Genomic DNA, 22,273 nt, shown 5'->3' with positions numbered 1-22,273 from the left:
CCTTCCAAAGCTGCGAGAGATCGCCACCGACCGCTTTGAAGGGGCTTTCGGCGGTCTCGTCAGCGAGGTTGTGGCATGAAGAAACATCAATCCACAGCATTGGGCCGAAGCATGCCACGGGCTCATGCCGCGGGAGAGCGGGAAGATATTCTTGAAAGAAGCGGTCTCCGACATCAATACCGACAGGATGGGCAGCTTTCTCACATCACTTGAGGTCGAGCGTGGCAGTTGCGACCCGCAATGCAAGGCTGGCGGCGATGCATGCCTTTGCGCGGTTCCTGATTTCGGAGCACCCCGAATATTAGGATACGCTGCAACTGGTGGTGACACTTCCCTTCAAGAGGGCGCGTGGGTGGCACCTGTCGGATATCTCGATGAGCCCGGAAATCAAGAGCGTCCTGGCGCGTATCGACCGCCGCACGCCTTCTGGACAGCGGGATTACGCTCTGTTTTCGCTGATGTTCAATACGGATGCACGAGTTCAGGGATCCTGAATCTTCGATTGTGACCTTCGTCTGGTATCGCCCTGTCCCGCCGAGCAAAGCAACGACCGCCCCACACTGCTCACCCGGTTCGGTGTTCGATACTTGCTGCGCACACATGGCTGCGGGCGAAGGAACCACCATGGCGGAAAAGAGCATCCATCATCGCCCTTTGCGGGACACGACGGCCATCCACCTCGTCAAGGCGGGTGTTGACATCGCCACCATCAGTCGATGGCCAGGCCACTCGGGCTGAACTAACGATGCGCTACGCCCAGGCCGGTATCGATATGAAGCGGCAAGCGCTCGAACAAGTCTTCCCCGACGTGATGTCATCGGCAAAAGATCAGACGATCATCGCTTTGATGGCTGGATGTTTGGCTGGCTGCACCGCTTGTAGACGCTCAGTTATGTGGAGTTGTATCGCGGGAAGTCGCGCGTCTTGGTCTTTTGCGGTGTCAGCTCAACATCTCTCCGCAGTGCACGTTGTCACTGTTGAAGAGCCGTTTGTTCAATCTTCGTCCTGGCACGGCAAGGGTTGTCCATATTGTGGCGTCTTGCGCTTGCCGAGCTTGTCCGAAATCCAGCGCCGGATCAGGCGTGAACACTGTTGCGTAGTTCGTCAGCCAGAGCGCGGAGAACGTCGGCGCTTCCTTCCAGCGCCGTAAAAGCGTAGGGATTGAGGAACTGTCGGCCCCAGAACAGATTGCGATCTATGCCGGATAGCGTAGCTTCCTCGCTGACACGCGGCCAATTCTCCGCAATGCATCGGAGCTGGCCTTCAACAATCGCAAGAGCTTCCGGCGCGCTGAGCAGGAAGTGATGCGCCGCTTCAAGGCAGGACGCTATCCGGCTCATGCGGTTATTGCCGCTGATGAGCATGGCCTGGCTGGCCTCCTGGCCACTGCGGGCCTGCGGACAAATATCGTACGCAGGCGTGAGGGTGAGCTTAGCCCCGTCCCAGAATGCCGCATGGTTGCGGGCATGATCGTCGGTGTTGCCGCAAAGTATGTTGAAGACAATGCGGCTGAACAACTCGCGCAGAGTTTCCGACGGCGCGGTGAATCGGTGGCGAATGATCTCCGCCAAATCCTGGTAGCTGGCGTAACGCGCCATCATCTCATCGAGCGCGAGCATCGTCAGCGCTGAGACCATGGATTTGCGTTGCCAGCCGCCCGTGACCTTGATCCGGTCGAATCGCTCGACGAGCAACACGTCGTTGCCTGCGGCGCGAACGAGCGAGACGGATGCCGCTCTGATGCCGCACAAGGCGGCAAGCCGCATGGCTATGAATTCTCCTTTGACGACGCTGTAAAGGTCGGCAGACGAGGAAAATTTCGCGACATGCTTGACGGCGTCATCCTCGATCAGCGCCTTTGGCCTTGCGCCGCCGATCGAGCTGCCGTGATGCAGCGCCTGATCTAATTCGGGGGTGAGCGGAATACCTTTCTCTACCCGCTCCGCCGATTGGACAAGCTCTTCGAGAGTGGCATTGGCCAGTGCGCGCGGCTCGTAATGCGTGGGCGAAAACTGAAAATCGAGCGCGCCGATGCGGTCCGAGCCTGATTCCAGCAAGAACGTCAGTTCTGAAATATCGAGCCGCGCGATTTCATCGCCCTTCACACCGAATTTGCGGTTTAGGATAACCCGTCGTCCCCAGGCATCAGGGGCAGCATCGCGGATGCATCCCGGCATGGTTAGGCCAGGAAGCAAAGGCAATTCGCCTGCCTTCAGGGGCAGTTCCGGGAGATAAAGCGGGATCGCGCTGCCCAGTTCACGAAAGCTCCTGCCATAGTTGAAGCTGACGAGTCCGTCATGGGCATATAGCCGCCCGGCGACAACCGGCGCGGTCTCGCCCGGCAGCCAGACCCAGACATAGGCTTCGTCGTACTTGGGGACCTTAGAACTCATCGACGATCTGCTTGCTGGCCTTGTAGACGTGCTTCGGCAGCAGCGCGATGCGATCGTCCATGCGGCCTGTGAGGGCTGTGATGCCCTTGCCGTCGGCATCGAACAGCTTCACACCGACAATGGCAGCAGCTTCGAACATCAGTCCGATTTCGACTTTGGGATCGCCCTTCTCGATGCGCTGCAGGGTGCTGCGTGAAACACCGATTCTCTCGGCTAACTCCTGTGCGGTTAACCGGTGCTGCATCCGGCCAAGCCGGATGGTCTTACCGAAAAGGCCAAGCGCTTCCATCGCGTAGCGCGAATAGGTGCGTTTATACGTTGCCTTCATTCGGGTCTCTGTGACCTATGCATGATCCATATCGCCTTCTTTCGAACTTTATATAGGTAATGTCACAGAGCGACTGCCAAAGTCAAGACTCCGTATCGCAAGCGTTACCCATCCGAACGAGGAAGGCGGATATTGCCTACGGCTCCTGCACAACCGGCCAGCTCTGCGCCCCTCGGGCGAGGCGGAGATCTGGCGCTGGATCGCGGACAGCCTTGAGACGCCTCGCATGAGTCATTCATGGGCGGTCCCTGGTGCGAGGCCGCGGCGCTCGACTGCTGGCCGACATTCTCGGTGGCGGGACCCGCAGCCGGCTACACCAGCACTTTTCGACCGCATACGCGCCCAGCTTCTCTCCGAAATCATTGCCAATGAGCGCGAACCTCATGCGATCGCCGAGCTGGCCTGGCGGCGCGGAATCTACGGCACGCATCCGTATTCGAGACCGCCCAAGGGAGCCTGACTAGCGTAACGCCCTCCGATCTAAGCGCCTTCCACAAAGCCGCTTTCGCACGCGACGGGCTGCATGTGGCGGTCGTAGGCGACATAGATGCCAAGCCCTGAGAGTAAGGCTCTACCAGCTGTTCGGCGATTTGCCTCAGAAACTGGCGCTTGCCGGCGCGAACCAGTGGTATCGCGAGGGCGAGCACGCCGAGCGCTTTTCCTCCGCCCTCCACTGACCACAGACCCGCACGCAACGAAGCCGCGCTCGATCTTATTGTGGCGTGGCTAGGTGCAATGTTTGCTCTCGCCATCAGGCCGGCTTTCCCGATGGCGTGGTCAACCTGATCTATGCGTCCGAAGGTGATCGCGTGGGCCGTGAACTCTGCACCAATTTCAAGATTCAAAAGATCAGCTTTACCGGTTCGAACGAGGCCGGACGGCTGCTGATGCGTCAGTGCTCTGACCAGATCAAGAAGGTCAGCCTTGAAACCGGCGGCAATGCACCTTTCATCATCTTCGATGATGCCGACATTGACGGTGCTGTTGACGGTGCGGTCCAGGCGAAGTTCCGCAATGCCGGCCAGACCTGCGTTTCCGCGAACCGCATTTACGTCCAATCGAGCGTTCACGATGAGTCCGCCGAGAAATTGTGGAGAAGGTCCGGCACTTATCAGTGGTCCGACGTCTACTCCCGGAGCTAAGCCGTCGCCAACCCAAGATCGAGTCCCACATCGCAGATGATAATTCGATGCGGGGCCGAACGATAAATATGCATGCTTTGGCCACCCCGAGGCAGGGCTCATTGAGATGATCCGACCGCCTTGGAACAAAGATGGGGTAGAGCAGATGAAGCGTTGGCAGCGTGTCTCCATTCGACGCGAGCGCTGAGGATGGGATCACGATCATTCGCATCACGCGCAGCCGCAAGGGCGATGCCATGGCTACTTTGGAATCGTTGAAGTGGTTTGAGCCGGACAGTCACAAATACACCCGTTACGCCGCGGCTCAGGAAACGGGGCGGCGTCCGGCGGTGGAGGTGCTCGCTGACTTAAAAAGGGTGCGGGCAGTCGTTGCGCTTGAGAGCGACGACATTTGGGATCCGGCACGGGGTGACCTGCTGCCAATCGGCAGTTAACAGGGTCCGACAAAAGTGTGCACAACATGCTGCTGAAGTGGCCTCCGGAAGCGCTACCGGAAGTTACGCGTCTTGAACTTGATAGGGTCGATATGGTCATACTGCATCGACGATGTCGCGCCCCTTCGGCATGCCGCGCGGATCGATGCCCGATCCGCCGTGATGAGCCTCGTCCCTCGGCCGTGCGGCAACGGAAACGGCGTCTTGCGGTTTCCCACGCTGGCCAGCCCGGCCGACAGATCGGTCAGCTCGTGGGCGACGAGGTGCACCACCTCCTCTTCCGTCGGATGCGTCCGCGGACGCCGAGCATGGCCGAAGCAAGAAGCACGCGCCGGAATTTCTCGAGAGATCTTGACCCAGACGACGACGTTTGCCGCACCCGTCTCATCCTCCAGAGGAACATGAAGCCTTTGGCCGAGCCCGGCCGCTGCCGGACCAGCACCAGGCCGGCGGCCTCGAGCCAGCTTCTGCCTCGCGCCTGCATAGCATCCTGACAGGTCACGGTGCGGCGCCGGTTAGGCGGCACGCCGATTTTGGCAACGCTAGCCTGTGAACTGAAGAATGAAGGTCGGACTTGCGGCACATCGATTAGGTTCAAATGATAAGTTGCTGCCCGGCGAGGTCGTTTCAGCGCATCTCGACTGGTGGGTCGGCAAGACAATGCGGAACGGAAATGATCGCAGGCGTAAAGGACGGCTTTCGGGGCCGGAAGCTTCAGGCCTGGAACCGGACCCCAGTTTGGCGCAAGCATCGTGGCCTCCGCCCGGTCAGGCATTCACCGGCTCGCGAAATGCCAATTGATTCTGCTTAACCGGGCATGCCTAAACGGCCACTTGCGTTCCGATCTCGACCACACGTCCGGTCGGGATCTGGAAATACTCCGTCGCGTCGGCGGCCGTGCGCGCCAAGCCGATGAACAGCTTGTCCTGCCACACCGGCATGCCGGAGTTGGGTGACGCCTTGAGCGAGCGACGCGACAGGAAGAAGGACGTCGTCATGATGTCGAACTTCCAACCCTGCTTGCGGCAGATCGCCAGCGCACGCGGGATGTTAGGCTGTTCCATGTAGCCGAAGGTCAGTGTCACCCGCATGAACAGCTCATTGATCGTTTCCATCTTGATCCGCTCGCTGTCGGGCACCACGGGCTGCTGCGCCGTCACCACAGAGAGGATGACGTTCTGTTCGTGCAGCGCCTTGTAGTGCTTCAGGCTGTGCATCAACGCGGTCGGCGCACTGGCGGGATCGCTGGTCAGGAACACGGCCGTACCGGACACCAGCTGCGGTTTCTTCTTCAACAGATTGCCCGCAAGGAAATCGAGCGGAATCTGGTTCCTGCGCGTCTTGTCAAATAGATACCTGCTGCCTCTTATCCAAGTCCACATGGTCATCACGATCACTGCGGCAATGGCAAGCGAGGCCCAGCCGCCTTCGAATACCTTGACGATGTTAGCTGCAAAGAAGCCGGTATCGATGAAGACGAACACCGCCATTAAGGCTATCGCGACGCCGAGCGGCCATTTCCAGATGCGCGTCATCACAACAAAAAGCAGTATGTTCGTCACCAGCATATTGCCGGTCACCGAAATACCGTAGGCCGAGGCCAGCCGGCTGGATTCGCCGAAGCCGACCACCAGCAGCATCACCACCAGCGCCAGCATCAGGTTGATGCGCGGCAGATAGATCTGGCCCGACTGTTTTTCCGACGTGTGCTGGATGACGAAACGCGGCAGCATGTTGAGCTGTACCGCTTGCCTGGTCAGCGAAAAGGCGCCGGAGATCACCGCCTGGCAGGCGATCACGGTCGCCGCCGTGGCAAGCACGACCATCGGAATAAGCGTCCAGCCCTGGTTCATCTCGAAGAACGGATGACCGACAACGCCGCCATTTGCCAGCACGAAGGCGCCTTGCCCGACATAATTGAGCAACAGACAAGGGAACACGATCGCCAGCCAGGCGAGCACGATCGGCTTGCGGCCGAAATGGCCGAGGTCGGCGTAGAGCGCCTCGGCTCCGGTGACGGCGAGGAAGACTGCACCAACCGTAACGAAGGCGACGTCAGGCGAGTTGACCAGGAACGACACGATGTAATGCGGGCTGATTGCCAGCAGGATTTCCGGGTCGTCCATGATGTGGTTGAGCCCGGAAAGGCCGATGGCCAGGAACCACAGCGCGGTAACGGGTCCGAACACCAATCCTACGCCGCCGGTGCCAAACCGCTGTACCGCAAACACGATCGCCAGGATGGCCAGTGTCAGCGGCACCACATAGGGCTGGAACGTCGGCGTGACGACATTCATACCTTCGACCGCCGACAGTACCGAGATTGCCGGCGTAATGACGGCGTCGCCAAAAAAAAGCGCCGCGCCGACGATGCCGATGCCGATGCCGAGGATCACCGCAGAGCGGGTCGGGAAACTGTTGCGCGCCAGCGCCATAAGCGACAGCACTCCGCCCTCGCCTCGATTGTCGGCGCGGAGCACGAACATGATGTATTTGATCGTCACGGTGATCGTCAGGGACCAGATGATCAGCGAGAGTACGCCGAGGATGTCGCCACGGCTGGCGACGTTGCCACCCGCTGATGCATGCAACGCCTCGCGAAATGCATAGATCGGGCTGGTGCCTATATCGCCATAAACGACACCTAGTGCGCCCAACATCAGCGCCTTGGTGCTGTGCTGCTCGACCTCAGAATGGCTCGATTGTTCGACAGGTTCTGCCTCGTTACCAGCATTGGTAAGGGCCATGGACGACACTCCGATAAGCGCGCGGTGCTCTACGCTTGCTGCACTGCAATATCAAGTTCCGTCACGTAATGTCTGCCGTCTCGCCTGTCGTTGCTCGCCTTGGTAGACTCGCCAGCCCGCAGCCCTACCGAGCAGCAATAGCGCCCCGGCAGAACCCTCAATCGCCCAGATCAATGAATGGTTATCGCCCACAGTGCCCCCCCGCGATGCGGCCGATGGCGACCAGGGTGTCGTGGGCGCACAAGGATGGCGCTTTCCTGATGACGCCGTGCTCCAGGTGTGATCGCACCGTTGCTGCGCAAGCCATTTACTTGCTCGTCCCAGCGAGAACCGTGGCCAACTGGAACGCAGGGCCACGCCGCTCACCGGCCGCACTTTGCGGCGCAGATAACGATTCGATCTCCCCGGCGAGATTCTGGTTGAAGAAGCCACCAAGCTTGTCGAAGGACACACGGTCGTAATATCGACATGCCAGTATCCGCAACCCAGAAAAAGCTCCTTCGGCTCCGCTGCGCGCGCCACGAACAACCCGATCTTCTCTGCGAAAGAGGACGCCGTAATCCCAGGTTGAAGCCAAACCGGGGGGCGGCCGTGACGTATGCTACACAGGCGAAGGGCTAGGAGGCGGGTTCGGTGAGGAACGGCATTGATGTCCACGCCGTCTCCTGGAAAGACAGAGGAATGCGGTGTCACCGCCAGGCGCCGGAGGTTGATCCGGTGATTAGGAGGAGCACTCGTTGTCGGATTCTCGACGATGTCGGACATCTGACACAACGCTGCCAGAGCGATCGCATTTTCCGAAACGATTTTCCCAGTTGGCACGACAATTGCGGTCCTATGCGCAAAAGCACTGCGATGCCGCACCGACTGGAAGAACTCATCAATGATCACGCTTTTCGAACATGTGGGCGCCGCTACCAACACTAAGCGTTCCCGATCAAACGGAAGCCTCTATCCCTTCTTTCTGAAGGCTGTCCGGACATGAACGCATTTGATGTCCGTCCAACGCTGGATGCTCCCGACGACGATCTCTATCTTTGGCTTGAAGATGTGGAAGGCGAGCGGGCACTTGCCTGGGCCGCCGGCCAGTCGGCAAAGACCCTGAAGCACTTCAGTGGAACGCAGTTCGAGCGCGACCGCGCGACTCTGAAGGCAGGCCTGTTCCCTAAGCGGCGTCGCATCTCCCCCGGCCGAGTCGCATGGCTTGAATCCGATATCAGGGCTTGGATGGAAACTAGACCTGAGAGCCGCACCGCATGAATGTAGCCTCCCAATATCTGCCGCTTGTGGCGCATCACGAAGCCGGACCCGCGGTGGCCGCCATCGTTTTGCACCGTCAGATGTTCGACGACGACCGTGAACTCCCTGCTTTCTCAAGTGTTAGTATTTACCCCACGCCGGTGACGGAGAGTGCGGTGGTTTTGTCGAAGGCACGGTTTTCTATTCAGCGCAAGGATTCACCTCGGAGCGAAAGCCGATTTTCGAGGACGATATGGATCGACATTTCCAACGCGATGAAGCGATCCAAGTGATAGTTGCGTGTCTGGCAGGTCCTTTTGCAGAATCCGCATTCGAAGGCTATCTGGACCCGCGCGATATGGCGATGAATGCGTCCGATGGGAATGAGGGGAGCAGCGACTACGCGGATGCCAAGCGAATCTATGGTGAGTTGCGGTTCCTGATGCCGCGCCGCCCCGATTGGGGGCGGATCGAAGATCGCACGGCCCGGCTAGTACTCGATCACTGGTCGGCCATCGAAGCATTGGCCGCGCATTTGCTGGTCAAGCATGATCTCCAATTCGATGAGGCTCTGACGATTGTTGCGCCGCATCTTCCGCCCATGCCAGCAGCTACGCCGCCAGAGCGTCATCCGCAGCCTGCTTGATCAGCCATTCGATGTGATTTGACCACATCTGCAACACCTCGCGCTTCTCCTTGACGTTGCTATAGAGATCGTAAATTTCGCCAATGTCTCCGGTTCGGGCTCACAGCCCGTCCATATAGCCGCCAGTCTGCTGCCTTCGAGTGGCCCATGTTGGCCGCGGCCAGGAAGTGGCGATGATTGAAAGGACAAAATCAGTTGCCGAAACTCATCGCAGGTGACGGTCTGGTGGCAATTTGGGCACATCTTGTGTCTCGTCGCCAGTAAACACGGATGCCCGGCAGGAGACTGAGCTCGCTGCCGGCGGAAATCGTAGAGCGCCAGCGACGCATTCTGATCTTTCGTCAGGCAGTCGACCGCCTTGGCATACGCCTCGGCCTCCATCTCGATCGACCTGAACCGGTATCTTGTGCGCCATCCGGACGATCTGGGAAAGCTTGGCCGGGCCGGCGCCTTCCCAGGCGCACGGGAAGAGCGACGACCCATGTGGACCTTGGATTTCACTCCGCACTTACGCTGCTTTGGCCTTGTCAGCAGCCTGAGCATAACGCGTGCTCAGCTTTCAGGCCGAGCACTCATCCATTGTTGACAGCATCTGTCGTCATTCAGGATCGCCCCATTCTCGCAGGCCGCTTGCAGCTTTCAGGCTGTTGTCAGCCAGGGCCGCCATAAAGGGTCTCGTTAAACAATTCAGGAGGCCGTTCCAATGATCAATCAGTTTGCGAGACTTTTTCGAGGACCAGGTATGCAGGCTTGTTTCAGGACAAAGAACTTTCTGGCGGCAACCACCGCGATGACGACGGTATTCCTGCCGGCTGTGTCTCTCGGGGTGGGTCTGGTAGCATTTCCAACTGGAGAAGCGTTGGCCGACGACCCGATTTCGATCCCGCTGGAGTATGTCGGGGAAGGCCATGACCGCCTGGGCATCTGGGCCAAGATCAACAATGGCAACGCGCAGCGATACGTATTCGACACGGGCTCGGACCAGCTCAACACGCAGATCGGGTCAGAGGTGACCGGGGTCCGCCCGATTGCCGACACGCCTTACGTATATACGTACGGGGACGGAACGTATGGTAATAAGCTTCAGAACGTGGAAATTGATAAATTTACATATGTCGATCCAGATCAAAAGATAACAATCGACGGGCCGTCTGTAAGCGATAAGAAATACCGGGCTGCTCGCATTCTCGATTTTGTCTATACCCATGCGTATTGCAAGGACAACAATCTTAAGTGCACGCCGGGATCCGTGACGGATGGACTTAAAGATATGTATGGTCAGGATCTCCAAGAACCTTATCACGCCGATAAGGAGCAGCGGGCGAAAATGACCGCTGGCAAGATGGCAGACGAAGGCGGCGATTTCGCAGGTACATTCGGGGCCGGCGATTTTCTTGGCAAGACAAGTGTCTGGGGCATGATGGGCAGTGTCACCAGGTCTGGCTACGTGGTCTCCGCCAATGTGAATCCGGATTCCGAGAGCGACCAAACGCCTGGCTGTTCCCCCTGCACGATTGTCAACCTCAATCCAAGCCTCCGGGCCCAATATACTAATGCCATGCCATGGGGAGAACCCGAGGAAAAAGATCAGGATTCTTATCAGAATTTTCCTGGCTCTGGCGCCAATGCCTCGACCGAATACGAAGGCAGCTACAATCTGCAGTACACGGTTAAGGATGGAGCCCCACCAATCACCGACCCCAACAAGACCGCGGTATTGCTCGACACCGGCACACCGGGCGGTGGCAGTCTGGAGATCAGTGATGCGATGCTGAAGCAATTTCAGGATGCGGGCGTCAAACTTAAAAATGTTCGGAGAAATGAGCAACGCGAGATCGTAAGCGCATCGGGCAACATCCCGAGCGTTACAATCGCAGGAACGGATGGCGATCCGGTAAGGCTGGACAATATCGACTTCACCTACACCAGCGGCACGACGGAACAACCCAATGACCAGACCAGTTTTGTTGCCGGTCTTGACTTCTTCAAAAACAGATCGGTCATTTTCGATCTGGAGAAGAAGTATACCGCTTATACGTCACATTTCGTCACTGCCAGCAACTTCTCTACCGATTCATCCGCACCCGAAGGGACCGGTCTGAGCAGGATCACGACGAGCATGGGGAATGAGGGCGGGTTCGGCATAGCGGGTGTCGTCTCCGGCTCCGGATCGCTGACGCTTGATACAAAGACGGTGGTCCGGATGACGAATGTCAACACCTACACCGGCGAGACGAATATTGCTCAGGATGCCTATCTCTCGCTTGCGGGGCTCGGCAACATCCAACGGTCAGCGAAAGTCGTTGCAGACGGCACGTTCGATATCTCCGAACATGGAAATGGCAGCGACTATTGGGGAATCTCCGACGCCTACAACGATGCCCGTATTCGTAGCCTGAGTGGCAGCGGAACGGTCGAACTGGGCAAGCGTACCCTGGTGCTAACGGCTTCGAACGACACTTTCGCCGGCAGCATCAACGACCTCGACGTTGATAACAATAATATGGGCGGCAAACTATTCGTTGCCGGTGGCGTGCAAACGCTGAGCGGAAAGAACAATTTTTCCGGCATGACGACGGTCGGTTCCGGCGCGGGATTGCTGCTTGCCGATACAGGTGTGCTTTCCCATGATGCGACCACGTCCGGCTTTCTCGGGAATGACGGGCAGATCGGGGGCACGGCTATCGCAAACAGCGGCGGTGTCGTCGCAGGCGGCGGCACCTACGGTGCGGTCACCATTTCCGAGGGCGGCACGGTCGCTCCTGGCAGTGCGACCGATCCGAGCAGGATCGTCACCACACTGACTGTCACGGGCGATTTCGCGCAGCAGTCCGGATCGATCTATCAGGTCGACCTCGCAAGGTCGTCCGATCTCATCGATGTTGGCGGAGCAGCGGCGATCGACAGCGGCGCGCAGATCGAGCTGCTGCGGCAGGGAACGCTATCGGTCGATGCCCGATATACTCTGCTCTCCGCAGCAGGCGGCGTAAGCGGCACCTATGGCGGGCTGACGGGGGCTCTGGCGACAGACGCGACGCCCTTCGTCGATTTCCAGCTCGTCTACGATGCCAACAATGTCTATCTCGATATCAGCCGCACATCGACGGCATTTGCCGATGTAGCCAGCACCTTCAATCAACGCTCGGTCGCCGCAGCGGCTCAGGCGCTTGGAAGCGGTAATCCGATCCAGGACAACATCCTGTTCCTGACGGCGCCGGAAGCCCGCAACGCTTTCGATATGCTATCAGGCGAGGTTCATGCTTCCATTCATAGCGGCCTCATCGAGGACAGTCATTCTGTACGCGATGCCGCGAGCGAACGGATCCGTGCGGCGTTCGACGGCGTCGGTGCCTCCAGCGTTCCGGTGATGACTTATGGGCTGGGTGGTCTGGAACTGGCCCCGGCAACGAGTGAGAATTTCGCCGTATGGGGCCGTGGCTTCGGCGCCTGGGGTCATCTCGACAGCGACGGCAATGCCGCCGGTCTCGATCACTCGACAGGCGGCTTTCTGGCTGGCGGTGACGCGGCTGTCGGCGAAAGCTGGCGGCTCGGCCTCATCAGCGGCTACAGCCATACCTCCTTGGAGGCGGACGATCGCGCGTCGTCGGGCTCGAGCGAGAATTACCATCTCGGTCTTGTTGCCGGCACGCAAAACGGCAATCTCGGTTTTCGTTCCGGCCTTGCCTATACCTGGCACAGCATCGAGACCGGCAGGTCCGTGGTCTTTCCAGGCTTCGCCGACAGCCTTTCGGCCGATTACGACGCCGGCACGTTCCAGGCCTTTGGCGAGCTCGGCTACCGTATCAATACGGCTTCGGCTTCCTTCGAGCCCTACGCTAATCTCGCTTATGTGAATTTTGACGCCGATGGCTTCACCGAGAAGGGCGGCGCAGCCGCCTTGTCGAGCGGGGATCGCTCGAGCGACACGGCGTTTACCACGCTAGGTCTGCGTGCGTCGACGGTACTGACCCTCGGCCGGATACCGCTCTTGCCTTTGCTGGCGGTTCCTCCTTCGCCATCAAGGGCGTGCCGATCGCAAAGAACGCAGCTCTGCTCGAAGCTGGGCTGGACGTAAACATCACCGAGAACGCGACGTTCGGCATCGCCTATCAGGGACAGATCGCCTCGGATGCCCAGACACACGGGTTCAGCGCCAAGCTCGGCGTCCGTTTCTAAATCACCCGCAAAAGAGATTGGTTATGAAGTCAGTGAGTGCATTTTCTTTTACCGTCGTTCTCGGCTCAGCGACGGTGATGTCTGTGTCCGCCGCGCGAACGGACGATGCCTGCTACAACAAGGCACAAAGCCTATGATGACGCAATGTTCAATCGACGACCTGAAGCCAGTCGATGGCGAGCTTGACAAGCTCTACAAGGAGATGGAGACCCGGCTCAAAGAGTCCCGGCGCATGTCCAGGAACTGGTCGAGACCGCGAGGGGCTACAACGCCACCTCGGAGAACACGCGCGACGCCTACCCCAAGGATTGGCGGCATTTTTCCTCCTGGTGCCGGCGCGCTGGCTTCGATCCCCTGCCTCCGGGCTCGAAGGTGATCAGGCTCAATATCAGCGCCTGTGCCTTGGGCACCGCCGCCGGCGATCCGAAGCGTGGCGCCCCTGCCCTTTCGGTTGCGACCATCGAGCGGCGGCTTTCCGGCCTCGCCTGGAACTTTACCCAGCGCGGCCGGCCGTTGGACCACGCGGAGCGGCATATCTATACGGTTCTTGCCGGCATTCGCCGCGCAAGCACGCAAAAGCCACCGCGGCAGAAAGAGGCGGTCCTGGCGATGATCGCCACGCTCGGCCACGACCTCAGGTGCCTACGCGACCGCGCTATTTTGCTCCTGGGCTGTGGCGGCGGCCTGCGGCGCTCCGAGATCGTCGGTCTCGACGTCATGCGCGACGACAACAGCGATGGCGCCGGCTGGATCGAGATTTTTGACGGCAAGGGCTGCTGGTCACCCTGCGCGGCAAGACCGGCTGGCGCGAGGTCGAGGTCGGCCGCGGCTCCAGCGACCACACCTACCCCGTAGTCGCGCTCGAGAGCTGGATCCGCTTTGGCCGCATCGCACGTGGACCCCTGTTCCGCCGCATTTTCAAGGACAACAAGACCGTCGACGTCGAACGGCTCTCCGACAAGCACGTCGCCCGCCTGGTCAAGCAGGTGACGATCGCCGCCGGCCTCCCCTCCGATCTCCCGGAAGGGTAACGGGCGCTGCTGTTCTCGGGCCAGTCGCTGCGCGCCGGACTTGCCTCGTCGGCCGACGTCGAGGAGCGTTACGTGCAGAAGCAGCTCGGCCATGCCTCGGCCGAGATGACCCGCAAATATCAGCGGAGGCGCGGCAGATTCCGGACCAACCTCACCAAGGCGTCCGGGCTCTGAGAAACCCCTCCCCTCCCTCGGTTGGTCGCTAGGTCGTGGGGGTCAGGTTCTTTGAGTGATGACAACACCTCGTCGAGCACAGCGAACGCTGCGTCCAGACTGTCGGCGGCCGACGCTTCGTAGTCAGGGCATGATCATCAGCTGTGCAATGGCGCGGCCGACGAATTCATTGGTGAGTTTTTCCATCCGCTGTCTGGTTCGAGCGACCTGTTCTGGGAGCGCACGCAGAGCGTTGACGACCTCGTCCAATTGCGACCGGGCTGCGGCGGCGATGTCGAAGATGTCGCGCGGGTTGGCTTCCGAAATCCCCGGTAATAGACCTTCTTGGCGATGATTTCCGGGATGGTCTCGAGCCGCACGGTCCTGCCTTCCACCACGCGGGTCTAGAACGGCTTCGTTGTTAGCGCTCCGGCAACGATGAAGTCGATTTCGCCAACGTCTTCGAAGGCGAATTTCTGGAACCGAAGCCCGTCCCCCAAATAGTCGGACGGCATCGTTTCAAAGTGCAGGTGGCTTTTGGGATGGTCGATGACCGAGCAATTGAGGGTCGTCGAGGAAAATATCGATGTCGTGGCTTTCACGATGGCCGATCTGGATCATCATAGCCGTTCCGCCGCCAAATGACCATTCAAAGTCGTAGCCCCGGCATTCCCGCGAAGCTGGCCGATCAGGTCGATATAATACGAAAAAGCCGCCGCCATTCGGACGGGCGTCGGCTATCATGTCCAGCCATTACGCGGCGAGCGTATAGCTTTCGCCGGACCAGGCAGAGAACTTGGCGGCAAAAGCCTTCATCTCGTCGACCGAATGTGGTGCGCGGTTGCGAACTCGACTTGCTGGGCCAGTCACGAGAACTGCAGGCACGACTGTGCCCCCTTGCCCGCCCCCACGGACGTCCAAACATGCAATTTGGCAAAGCACCGGCGCCGAAGCCACCCGACCTCGATGACGCCATTTCGTCGAAGCATGTGTCGTCGGCACTGTGCAGGGCAGAAGCAGGCTGTCGGTCCCGCGCAGCGACAGCAAGCGCGGCCTGAGCATGCGAAGGGAGTCGCTTTGATAGGAGTACCCGGCTGGGTTCCGTTCAGGACGTTCCCTGAAGACTTGGTGGCGTGGCGGTGGCTTCGACGCTGGTGGTGGGCAGGTTGTCGTAGCCCGGGTGCAATAAGCTTAGTCATCTAGGTCTCCTGGGGGAAATTTCCGCCATTGGGGGCCAAGTTTCACGCTATGCCAGCCCGTAGTTGTACAGGTGAAGCCGACTGGTCAGTGGACCGCAAAACGAAAGGCGCGCCGCTTCTCTTTGGTGATGCTCGCGCCGCGCTTTCTTCGCTGACGGTATGGAGATGAAGCGCGGCATGCCCCTGTAGCAGCCGATTTCACAACCAGACTTGCGTCCGCACTGCCCCTGTTGCTGCGGCATACCAATGCGTGGCGTCAGGAAGACTTCGTCGACCATTAGCCGTCTCGCTGAGATACTACCGAGCCCGAGCTCCCCTATCCTAGACCCTCGTATCGCATATCGGACGGCCCCACATCAGCCCAAGTTGCCATGGGGACCAGCCCCATGCGTTCGCCCGAATGCAGCTTCCTGGCTTGATCGACAGCAATCCAGGCGACGGTGCAGGCCAAGATTGCGGCAGGGCTTGGGCAACCATCAGGTCGCCCAAGGGGTGCCCCACCCTTCTCCTCAGAACTCAGCTGCTTCCAGCTGGCGGCTGAAACTCACAGGCGCAGCCAGCTTGGTCTCTAACCGCATCGATCGCATCATGGTGTCTGCGATGAATCCGTGTGCGTGAAGCGCTCCAGAGCGAAGATGTTGGGCGTCAACCAGGTTCACCAATGAGCTTCACTGCTCGAGTTCTGCACGGTGTCACCGCCTGGCGCCGGAGGTTGATCGGTGATTAGGAGGAGCACTCGTTGTCGGATTCTCGACGATGTCGGACATGTGACACAACGCTTCCAGAGCGATCGCATTGTTCCGAAACGATTTTCCCAGTTGGCACGACGGTTGCGGTCCTATGCGCAAAAGCACTGCGATGCCGCACCGACTGAAAGAACTCATCAATGATCACGCTTTTCGAACATGTGGGCGCCGCTACCAGCACTGAGCGTTCCCGAGCCGACGGAAGCCTCTATCCCTTCTTTCTGAAGGCTGTCCGGACATGAACGCATTTGATGTCCGTCCAACGCTGGATGCTCCCGACGACGATCCCTATGTCTGGCTTGAAGATGTAGAGGGCGAGCGGGCACTTGCCTGGGCCGCCGGCCAATCGGCAAGGACTCTCAAGCACTTCGGTGGAACGCAGTTCGAGCGCGACCGCGCGGCTCTGACAGCCATTTTCGACAATCGCGACAATCTTCCCCTGATCGCGCGCCGTAGTCAGTACCTCTACAATTACTGGCGAGATGACGGTAATCCACGCGGACTGTGGCGCCGGACCACCCTTGCCGCCTACATGAAGGCGGATCCCCAATGGGAGCTACTGCTCGATCTGGATGCTCTCGCGGCTAGCGACGGAGAGGACTGGATCTGGGACGGCGCGTCCATCGAGCCGGAGAGACGGGAAAGAGCCGTTCTGCGCCTGTCGCGCGGCGGCAGCGACGCGGTCGTGCATCGCGAATTCGACCTGATCTCTCTGAGCTTTGTCGCCGACGGCTTCAACCTCCCCGAGGCCAAAGGCTACGTTAATTGGCTGGACCCTGACACGCTTCTGCTTTCCAGTGCGCTTGGTAATGGCATGGCCACCCGCTCCGGCTATGCGCGCACCGTTCGACTGTGGAAGCGTGACGCGGATCCCCTCACCACGCCGGCAATCTTCGAGGCCGGGTTCGAAAGCTTCCAAGTCTCTGGTCATTCGGACCGCACCGGCCGCAGCGAGCGCCTTTGGTTCATCGAGCAGCCGGCCTTCTTCGAGAAGATCAGCTGGATCGGCGATAGGAGCGGGCCGAGGAGGCAGATCGATCTTCCTCGCGACGCGTCGTGGCGGGTCTTCGGCGACTGGCTGGCGGTAAGGCCGCGCAAGCCCTGGACGGTGGGAGGCACCACCCATCCCGCCGACGCGCTGATCGTCATCTCGCTTTCCTCTTTCCTCGCTGGCGGACGCCGTTTTGAGACCCTGTTTCAACCAGGGGAAAGGCGCTCCATGCAGTCATTCTTCTGGAATGACGGGAAGCTCATTATCTCTTACCTCGTCAATCTCGCACCGCGTTTCGAGATGTTCACTCCCGGCCACCAGGAATGGACGCGCCGAGTCCTGAACACCCTGCCCGCCGAAGGTACTGTCGACGTCTGGTCATTCGATGCGGCAGTTCACGAGACCAATGGAGAGGTCCTGATCTGTGCTCAGGATCCGATCACGCCGCCGCAGCTCTTGCTGTTCGATCTGAATGCCGCGCCGTCTCTCAGCGCTTCAGCAATCCTGAAGCGCAGCCCGGAGAATTTCGATGCATCCGGACTGGTGGTCACGCGCCACGAGGCAGTCTCTATCGATCATGAGCTGATCCCCTATACGCAGGTTGGTCCGGCGAACGGGAACGGAGATGCTCCGATTCACCTTTCCGCTTATGGCGGGTTCGGCGTATCACTCCTGCCCTACTACAACTCCCCGCTGGGCAAGCTGTGGCTCGAGCGCGGCGGCACGTGTGTCGAGGCGAACATCCGCGGCGGCGGCGAGTTCGGCACCCGCTGGCACGAAGCCGGGCGCAGGGAGGGCAAGCGTCTCGCCCATGACGATTTCGCCGCCGTTGCCGCCGACCTCGTGCGAAGGGGCATCACCCTGCCGAGGCGGATTGCCGCCGAGGGTGGCTCAAATGGCGGCCTGCTGATCGCAAACATGCTGACCCGCTATCCTGAGCATTTCGGGGCTCTGTTCTGCACAGCACCGCTTATCGACATGCGTCGCTACACCAAGCTCTTGGCGGGCGCGAGCTGGATCGACGAATATGGCGATCCGGACAAGGTTCACGATTGGGCTTTCCTGAAGGAAATCTCCGCCTATCACGCCGCAGCGCCGGGACAGCCCTATCCGCCTATCCTGATCGCCACCACGAAACGCGACGACCGCGTCCATCCGGGCCATGCGCGCAAGATGGCCGCAAAACTGCAGGCTCTTGGCTATCCCGCTTACTTCTACGAGGCCAGCGCAGGCGGGCACGGCTGCGGCGAGGACAATCGGGAGCAAGCCGCATTCATCAGTCTAGGCACCAATTTTCTCCGCAGCGCAATCGGCTTCAACGATCACCTTCCGGAGACGGCGGAACGCGTTGCAACGCAAGAGGGGCATTTGAGGTCCATCAACAATTCATTCGAGCAGGAGACGAAATAGTGCAGTGCATCCTTTCTGAACATCAAGGAGTGAATCTCATGGCGAGAACGCGAATGGGCGTAGCGCGGGCAACAGCAGCGGCGGTGGCCCTGATCATGGTGGGACAGCAGGCCGTCGCCGCGGAGCCTGCGCAAGCAGAGACCGTCCTGGCGGAGACGGGAGCCTCGGTCACCGAAGCGCCAATCCCTTGGCAGGTCCGCCTGCGGGCGTTGGGCGTCGTTACGAAAGATCTGGGCTACGTTGATACGCTTCCCGGCTCCGGTCTTTCGTATTCGGACACGGTGACGCCGGAACTCGATATCTCGTATTTCTTCACCGACAACATCGCCGCCGAACTCATACTCGGTACCACTTATGCCAACATCGCGGGCCAAGGGACGATCGGAGGGTTGGGCAACATCGGCAAAGTTTGGCTGCTGCCGCCGACGCTCACGTTGCAGTACCATTTTACCGATCTCGGCGCGTTCAAGCCTTATGTCGGCGCCGGCGTGAACTACACGATCTTCTACAACCAGGACACTGGCAGCGCTGATGCTCTCAAGGTGAAGAACACGTTCGGCACGGCGCTGCAGGTCGGATTCGACTACATGGTGGACCAGCACTGGGGCCTCAACTTCGACGTGAAGAAGCTTTTCCTGAAGCCGGACTTCGACGTCACGGTGGCCGGCGCGAAGCTGACGGGGAAGGCGGAGCTCGATCCCTGGCTGATAGGCGCAGGTGTCACCTACCGCTTTTGAATATCAGAGTGAAGTCTGCTTCCCGACTGCCGGTTTAAATGAAGGGCGCCTCGCGCGCCCTTTTTTACGGTCGACACTGCAGGGCGAGACCTCATGAAGCCGATTGTCGAGAGGGCGGGGCTCTCTTCCGGCGGACCAAGAAGGTGAACTGGCCAGCTGGCCCCGCGCCTGAGATGGAGTGCTCAGAAGCGCTTTGAATCGGGACGGGCTTTGGTATTGTGGGTGGAATGCTTCAGCCAGACTATTTGCCAGCATCGTCTCCCGGACGTCATGTCTGAGCTTCGTGTCAGCGCAAGGCGAACACGCGGCTCCTAGATGCCGACACGATGGCTGGTTCAGCCATACTGCGACAGTTGCCTGTTTTTTCGGTTCCTTTGCTGTTCGCGCGCTAACCGCAACGCTCCATACTAGTCTCGCGTGCCTGTCCCCGTGGGGCGGGCAACAGAAAGCGATTAGGCCCGCTGAAAGAGGCGGACCGCATCCGAAGGACCGTAAACAAGAGAAGGACCCTGAAGCGAGAGCGAAGGTTGCGGCAGGCCGGCGGGCCTAAAAGGGAATGCCGACCACCCCACGTCCCAGGAAAAGCTGACAAAAACGCAGCGTCCGACTGTCCAATAGGATGCGCCCGCGCGAGGGCGAGCTAAATGGCAGGGGCTGCCGGGGGACCTAAGAAAAGCGTGGGTTCACAAGCATCCGGCGCGCGCCATCAGGCCGCCAGCTACTTGGAGGGCGGGTGCATCAGCCCTGTTTGTCGGGCCGAACCAGATCCATGTGGCTGACGCCGAGGGCCAATGCCAGTTCATAGATCGTGATAATTGTCGGATTTCTTCGGCCTTTCTCCAAGCCGCTGATGTACTGCTGACTGAACCCGGAAATCTCCGCAAGCTGCTCCTGCGTCAGGCGCTTCCTTTGCCTGATCCTCTGCACATTCCGTCCGACCAACTTGCGCATATCCATGCACGCAAGCCAGCGGATCAGGCGGCTTGAGTTTATCAACTATAATATGTAATCCACATTTAGCAGGCACAGGGCTTCGCGGGTCCATTGGCCGGAGATAGAATTAGCGATGTTGCAGCCCAGATCGAACACGCCGTTCGCCGACGAGGTCCCCTGGTCGGACCGCATTACAGCCTACGACAAGGACCACTTTACAACCTATATGAGGCTCCTGGACGCCTCGGCAGACAACGCCACTGAAGAGGAAATGGCCAAAGTGATCCTCGGCATTGATCCGGCACGCGAACCTGAGCGCGCACGCAACGTTCTTCGCAGTCATCTCGACCGTGCAAACTGGGTGGTGACGAGCGGCTACAAGGATTTGTTCGCCAGTTGACGAAATGGGCCGTGCGGTCGCTTCGCTTCAAGCAACGAAGTCGCGTAACACCATGCATCGACGTATCACCACAGCGCGGATGCCCAGCACTTCGCTGTCTCATCATTTTGTCCTCCGCTCGCCAATGGCTGCTTCCCAGGAATGGGTGCGTCGGCGAATCATGACAGGAACGGGTCCGCCGTCTGAGCCGCACCGCATCCGAAGGGCCGGATGGACAACCTACTGAAAGCTCACAGCTGGCTAAGGGTTGCGGGACGCCGCGGCGGGCCTAGAAGGATGCGGCGCCACCTGCTGGGAAAGGCACAAATAGAGCGAATTGCGAGAGTCTAACGACGCGCTAGGAGGCGCAGCGGAATGGTCGAGACGCCAGAGCCAAGAAAAGCGGGGCTCGACCCACCGGCACACGGCACGCGCGGTGATGGGCGCGGGCGCCCACTACGTGCGCAGGCTCAATAGAATCTCACACGGATCAGCATCGAGGGCCGCAGTTACGTCGAGAAACTCAATGATATCGAGACGCCGCTCGCCACCCTCATATTTCGCCACGAAAGATTGCGGACGACCAAGCTTCTCAGCCACCTGCGCCTGCGTCAGCCCTTTGACATTGCGCAGTGAGATCAACTGGGCCAGAAACCGCTGGTGGCGGGGAGATCGAAGAGATTTGGGCATTTAGGTGAACCGGTCAGGTAGAGACCGGCTCAGCGACTAATCCCCGTTTCGGATTATCCCATTTTGGGATATTCTGCCTTGGATCCAGCGATCAACATGCGAGGTTCGCGGCAGACATGAATCGATCAACGGGAACAGATAGGACTCAAAGCTCAACACTGCTCGACGAAGTCCCTTGGTCTGACCGTCTTACCGCCTACGACAGGGCGCACTTTACCATCTATATGAGGCTCCTGGACGCCTCAGCCGATGAGGCGCCCGAAGAGGAAATGGCCCAACTGATCCTCGGCATTGATCCGGCACTTGAACCGGAGCGCGCCAGGAAGGCGCTTCGTAGTCATCTCGACCGTGCGAACTGGATGGTGACGAGCGGCTACAAGGAATTGTTCGCCAGCTGACAAATTCGCAGTGCTCGGTCATAGAAGCAGGCAGTTCCTGTGCCATTGGTCAGGCTGATCGGGGCCTGCACCATAGACGCGCCGGCAAAATGGACCCGGTGGCGAGCACAATTCAGTTCCCAGGAAATCGGGTTTTGGCAATTGTCCGAGCGTCTGACGTGATAGAAGGTTCCGCTCTGTCTGGATGGGTATTAGCCCGGAGCAGCACTCCATATCGTACCGGCGCTCGACGAAGGGTCCACCTCTTCGCTTTCAAGCCGCATAACCGATAGCCATCGCCCTAAGTCAAGGGTTAGAGATTACCGGCAGGCAGGTATGCAAGCGGGCCATCCTCGGAAACTATATAACCGCACGACTAGCTCGTCAGCGACGAAACACCCGCTCGAGCACCCATAGACTATGATCACCGGCGCGGACTGGAAGAATACGGCTGCATCGCCCGAGCCGGCGGAACAGAAGATCTCGGCATCCAGTCAACGCTCGATACAAAGCGCGCGATCG

At 59.5% G+C, this 22,273-nt stretch carries 17 protein-coding genes and 2 pseudogenes; 11 read left to right on the top strand and 8 right to left on the bottom strand.

Annotated features, from left to right (window positions below):
• Positions 1 to 1,076: 1,076 nt before the first annotated feature.
• Both JT360_RS06540 and JT360_RS06535 read right to left on the bottom strand, forming a co-directional pair.
• A complete protein-coding gene (locus JT360_RS06540) occupies positions 1,077 to 2,393 on the bottom strand; it encodes a type II toxin-antitoxin system HipA family toxin (RefSeq protein WP_127206482.1) in 1,317 nt (438 codons plus the stop codon).
• Positions 2,383 to 2,721, bottom strand: coding sequence for a helix-turn-helix transcriptional regulator (locus JT360_RS06535; protein ID WP_236383572.1), 339 nt, complete (start codon positions 2,719 to 2,721; stop codon positions 2,383 to 2,385). Before JT360_RS06535 ends, JT360_RS06540 begins: the two co-directional genes overlap by 11 nt.
• Positions 2,722 to 3,324: 603 nt before the next feature.
• Between JT360_RS06535 and JT360_RS34215 the strand changes: the two are divergent.
• Positions 3,325 to 3,901 (top strand): annotated as a pseudogene (locus JT360_RS34215) (aldehyde dehydrogenase family protein); the annotation flags it as partial.
• 123 nt (positions 3,902 to 4,024) lie between these two features.
• Positions 4,025 to 4,297: a hypothetical protein gene (locus JT360_RS06525; RefSeq protein WP_127266913.1), complete on the top strand. Its 273-nt coding sequence runs from the start codon at positions 4,025 to 4,027 to the stop codon at positions 4,295 to 4,297.
• A gap of 53 nt (positions 4,298 to 4,350) precedes the next feature.
• Here the strand turns inward: JT360_RS06525 and JT360_RS34210 are convergent, their stop codons facing one another.
• The gene (locus tag JT360_RS34210) at positions 4,351 to 4,569 is read right to left on the bottom strand and encodes a hypothetical protein (protein ID WP_063169286.1); all 219 of its coding nucleotides are present in this window, start codon (positions 4,567 to 4,569) and stop codon (positions 4,351 to 4,353) included.
• Between the two features lie 549 nt (positions 4,570 to 5,118).
• Positions 5,119 to 7,044 carry a potassium transporter Kup gene (locus JT360_RS06515; RefSeq protein WP_127332304.1) on the bottom strand — a complete coding sequence of 642 codons (1,926 nt, stop codon included), beginning with the start codon at positions 7,042 to 7,044 and terminating at the stop codon, positions 5,119 to 5,121.
• A gap of 981 nt (positions 7,045 to 8,025) precedes the next feature.
• On the opposite strand from JT360_RS06515, the gene JT360_RS06510 reads away from it, so the two are divergent.
• From JT360_RS06510 to JT360_RS06490, 5 genes and pseudogenes are all read left to right on the top strand, one after another.
• On the top strand, positions 8,026 to 8,304 hold the full coding sequence (locus JT360_RS06510) for a helix-turn-helix transcriptional regulator (protein ID WP_127309512.1): 279 nt from the start codon (positions 8,026 to 8,028) through the stop codon (positions 8,302 to 8,304).
• Positions 8,301 to 8,576, top strand: coding sequence for a hypothetical protein (locus JT360_RS06505; RefSeq protein WP_127322661.1), 276 nt, complete (start codon positions 8,301 to 8,303; stop codon positions 8,574 to 8,576). The genes JT360_RS06510 and JT360_RS06505 overlap by 4 nt, the downstream gene beginning before the upstream one ends.
• Positions 8,537 to 8,929 carry a hypothetical protein gene (locus JT360_RS06500; protein WP_214470753.1) on the top strand — a complete coding sequence of 131 codons (393 nt, stop codon included), beginning with the start codon at positions 8,537 to 8,539 and terminating at the stop codon, positions 8,927 to 8,929. Before JT360_RS06505 ends, JT360_RS06500 begins: the two co-directional genes overlap by 40 nt.
• 703 nt (positions 8,930 to 9,632) lie before the next feature.
• Complete coding sequence (locus tag JT360_RS06495) at positions 9,633 to 13,004, top strand: autotransporter outer membrane beta-barrel domain-containing protein (protein ID WP_127310561.1); 3,372 nt, start codon at positions 9,633 to 9,635, stop codon at positions 13,002 to 13,004.
• Positions 13,005 to 13,315: 311 nt separating this feature from the next.
• Positions 13,316 to 14,310, top strand: a pseudogene (locus JT360_RS06490) (tyrosine-type recombinase/integrase); the annotation flags it as partial.
• Between the two features lie 498 nt (positions 14,311 to 14,808).
• Here the strand turns inward: JT360_RS06490 and JT360_RS33480 are convergent.
• Together JT360_RS33480 and JT360_RS06480 are read right to left on the bottom strand one after the other, a co-directional pair.
• Entirely contained in the window at positions 14,809 to 14,910 is a 102-nt protein-coding gene (locus JT360_RS33480) for a hypothetical protein (protein WP_245463615.1), read from the bottom strand.
• Between the two features lie 625 nt (positions 14,911 to 15,535).
• Positions 15,536 to 15,766, bottom strand: coding sequence for a hypothetical protein (locus JT360_RS06480; protein ID WP_127295339.1), 231 nt, complete (start codon positions 15,764 to 15,766; stop codon positions 15,536 to 15,538).
• 706 nt (positions 15,767 to 16,472) lie between these two features.
• On the opposite strand from JT360_RS06480, the gene JT360_RS06475 reads away from it, so the two are divergent.
• Together JT360_RS06475 and JT360_RS06470 are read left to right on the top strand one after the other, a co-directional pair.
• The gene (locus JT360_RS06475) at positions 16,473 to 18,635 is read left to right on the top strand and encodes a prolyl oligopeptidase family serine peptidase (RefSeq protein WP_127310559.1); all 2,163 of its coding nucleotides are present in this window, start codon (positions 16,473 to 16,475) and stop codon (positions 18,633 to 18,635) included.
• Positions 18,636 to 18,673: 38 nt separating this feature from the next.
• On the top strand, positions 18,674 to 19,372 hold the full coding sequence (locus tag JT360_RS06470; protein WP_024505687.1) for an OmpW/AlkL family protein: 699 nt from the start codon (positions 18,674 to 18,676) through the stop codon (positions 19,370 to 19,372).
• Positions 19,373 to 20,110: 738 nt separating this feature from the next.
• Here JT360_RS06470 and JT360_RS06465 read toward each other — a convergent pair.
• Positions 20,111 to 20,329, bottom strand: a complete 219-nt coding sequence (locus JT360_RS06465; protein ID WP_126105025.1) for a helix-turn-helix transcriptional regulator — start codon at positions 20,327 to 20,329, stop codon at positions 20,111 to 20,113.
• A gap of 109 nt (positions 20,330 to 20,438) precedes the next feature.
• Here JT360_RS06465 and JT360_RS06460 point away from each other — a divergent pair, with 109 nt between their 5' ends.
• A complete protein-coding gene (locus tag JT360_RS06460) occupies positions 20,439 to 20,705 on the top strand; it encodes a DNA -binding domain-containing protein (protein WP_063169299.1) in 267 nt (88 codons plus the stop codon).
• A gap of 435 nt (positions 20,706 to 21,140) precedes the next feature.
• Here the strand turns inward: JT360_RS06460 and JT360_RS06455 are convergent, their stop codons facing one another.
• Positions 21,141 to 21,374 (bottom strand): helix-turn-helix domain-containing protein, encoded by a 234-nt coding sequence (locus JT360_RS06455; RefSeq protein WP_126097360.1) that lies wholly within the window; start codon positions 21,372 to 21,374, stop codon positions 21,141 to 21,143.
• Positions 21,375 to 21,490: 116 nt separating this feature from the next.
• On the opposite strand from JT360_RS06455, the gene JT360_RS06450 reads away from it, so the two are divergent.
• Positions 21,491 to 21,772: a DNA -binding domain-containing protein gene (locus JT360_RS06450; protein ID WP_126105024.1), complete on the top strand. Its 282-nt coding sequence runs from the start codon at positions 21,491 to 21,493 to the stop codon at positions 21,770 to 21,772.
• Positions 21,773 to 22,273: the final 501 nt, after the last annotated feature.

Origin of the sequence: Mesorhizobium sp. dw_380, assembly GCF_018588885.1 — a bacterium.
In the GTDB taxonomy this organism is placed as follows: Bacteria; Pseudomonadota; Alphaproteobacteria; order Rhizobiales; family Rhizobiaceae; genus Mesorhizobium.
This window is presented reverse-complemented; position numbering and strand designations above follow the sequence as displayed.

Bases quoted from the DNA above. Each gene is read 5' to 3' on its own strand.
- JT360_RS06540 (WP_127206482.1), bottom strand. From the start codon at position 2,393: ATGAGTTCTAAGGTCCCCAAGTACGACGAAGCCTATGTCTGGGTCTGG.
- JT360_RS06535 (WP_236383572.1), bottom strand. From the start codon at position 2,721: ATGAAGGCAACGTATAAACGCACCTATTCGCGCTACGCGATGGAAGCG.
- JT360_RS06515 (WP_127332304.1), bottom strand. From the start codon at position 7,044: ATGGCCCTTACCAATGCTGGTAACGAGGCAGAACCTGTCGAACAATCG.
- JT360_RS06510 (WP_127309512.1), top strand. From the start codon at position 8,026: ATGAACGCATTTGATGTCCGTCCAACGCTGGATGCTCCCGACGACGAT.
- JT360_RS06505 (WP_127322661.1), top strand. From the start codon at position 8,301: ATGAATGTAGCCTCCCAATATCTGCCGCTTGTGGCGCATCACGAAGCC.
- JT360_RS06500 (WP_214470753.1), top strand. From the start codon at position 8,537: ATGGATCGACATTTCCAACGCGATGAAGCGATCCAAGTGATAGTTGCG.
- JT360_RS06495 (WP_127310561.1), top strand. From the start codon at position 9,633: ATGATCAATCAGTTTGCGAGACTTTTTCGAGGACCAGGTATGCAGGCT.
- JT360_RS33480 (WP_245463615.1), bottom strand. From the start codon at position 14,910: ATGATCCAGATCGGCCATCGTGAAAGCCACGACATCGATATTTTCCTC.
- JT360_RS06480 (WP_127295339.1), bottom strand. From the start codon at position 15,766: ATGGTCGACGAAGTCTTCCTGACGCCACGCATTGGTATGCCGCAGCAA.
- JT360_RS06475 (WP_127310559.1), top strand. From the start codon at position 16,473: ATGAACGCATTTGATGTCCGTCCAACGCTGGATGCTCCCGACGACGAT.
- JT360_RS06470 (WP_024505687.1), top strand. From the start codon at position 18,674: ATGGCGAGAACGCGAATGGGCGTAGCGCGGGCAACAGCAGCGGCGGTG.
- JT360_RS06465 (WP_126105025.1), bottom strand. From the start codon at position 20,329: ATGGATATGCGCAAGTTGGTCGGACGGAATGTGCAGAGGATCAGGCAA.
- JT360_RS06460 (WP_063169299.1), top strand. From the start codon at position 20,439: ATGTTGCAGCCCAGATCGAACACGCCGTTCGCCGACGAGGTCCCCTGG.
- JT360_RS06455 (WP_126097360.1), bottom strand. From the start codon at position 21,374: ATGCCCAAATCTCTTCGATCTCCCCGCCACCAGCGGTTTCTGGCCCAG.
- JT360_RS06450 (WP_126105024.1), top strand. From the start codon at position 21,491: ATGAATCGATCAACGGGAACAGATAGGACTCAAAGCTCAACACTGCTC.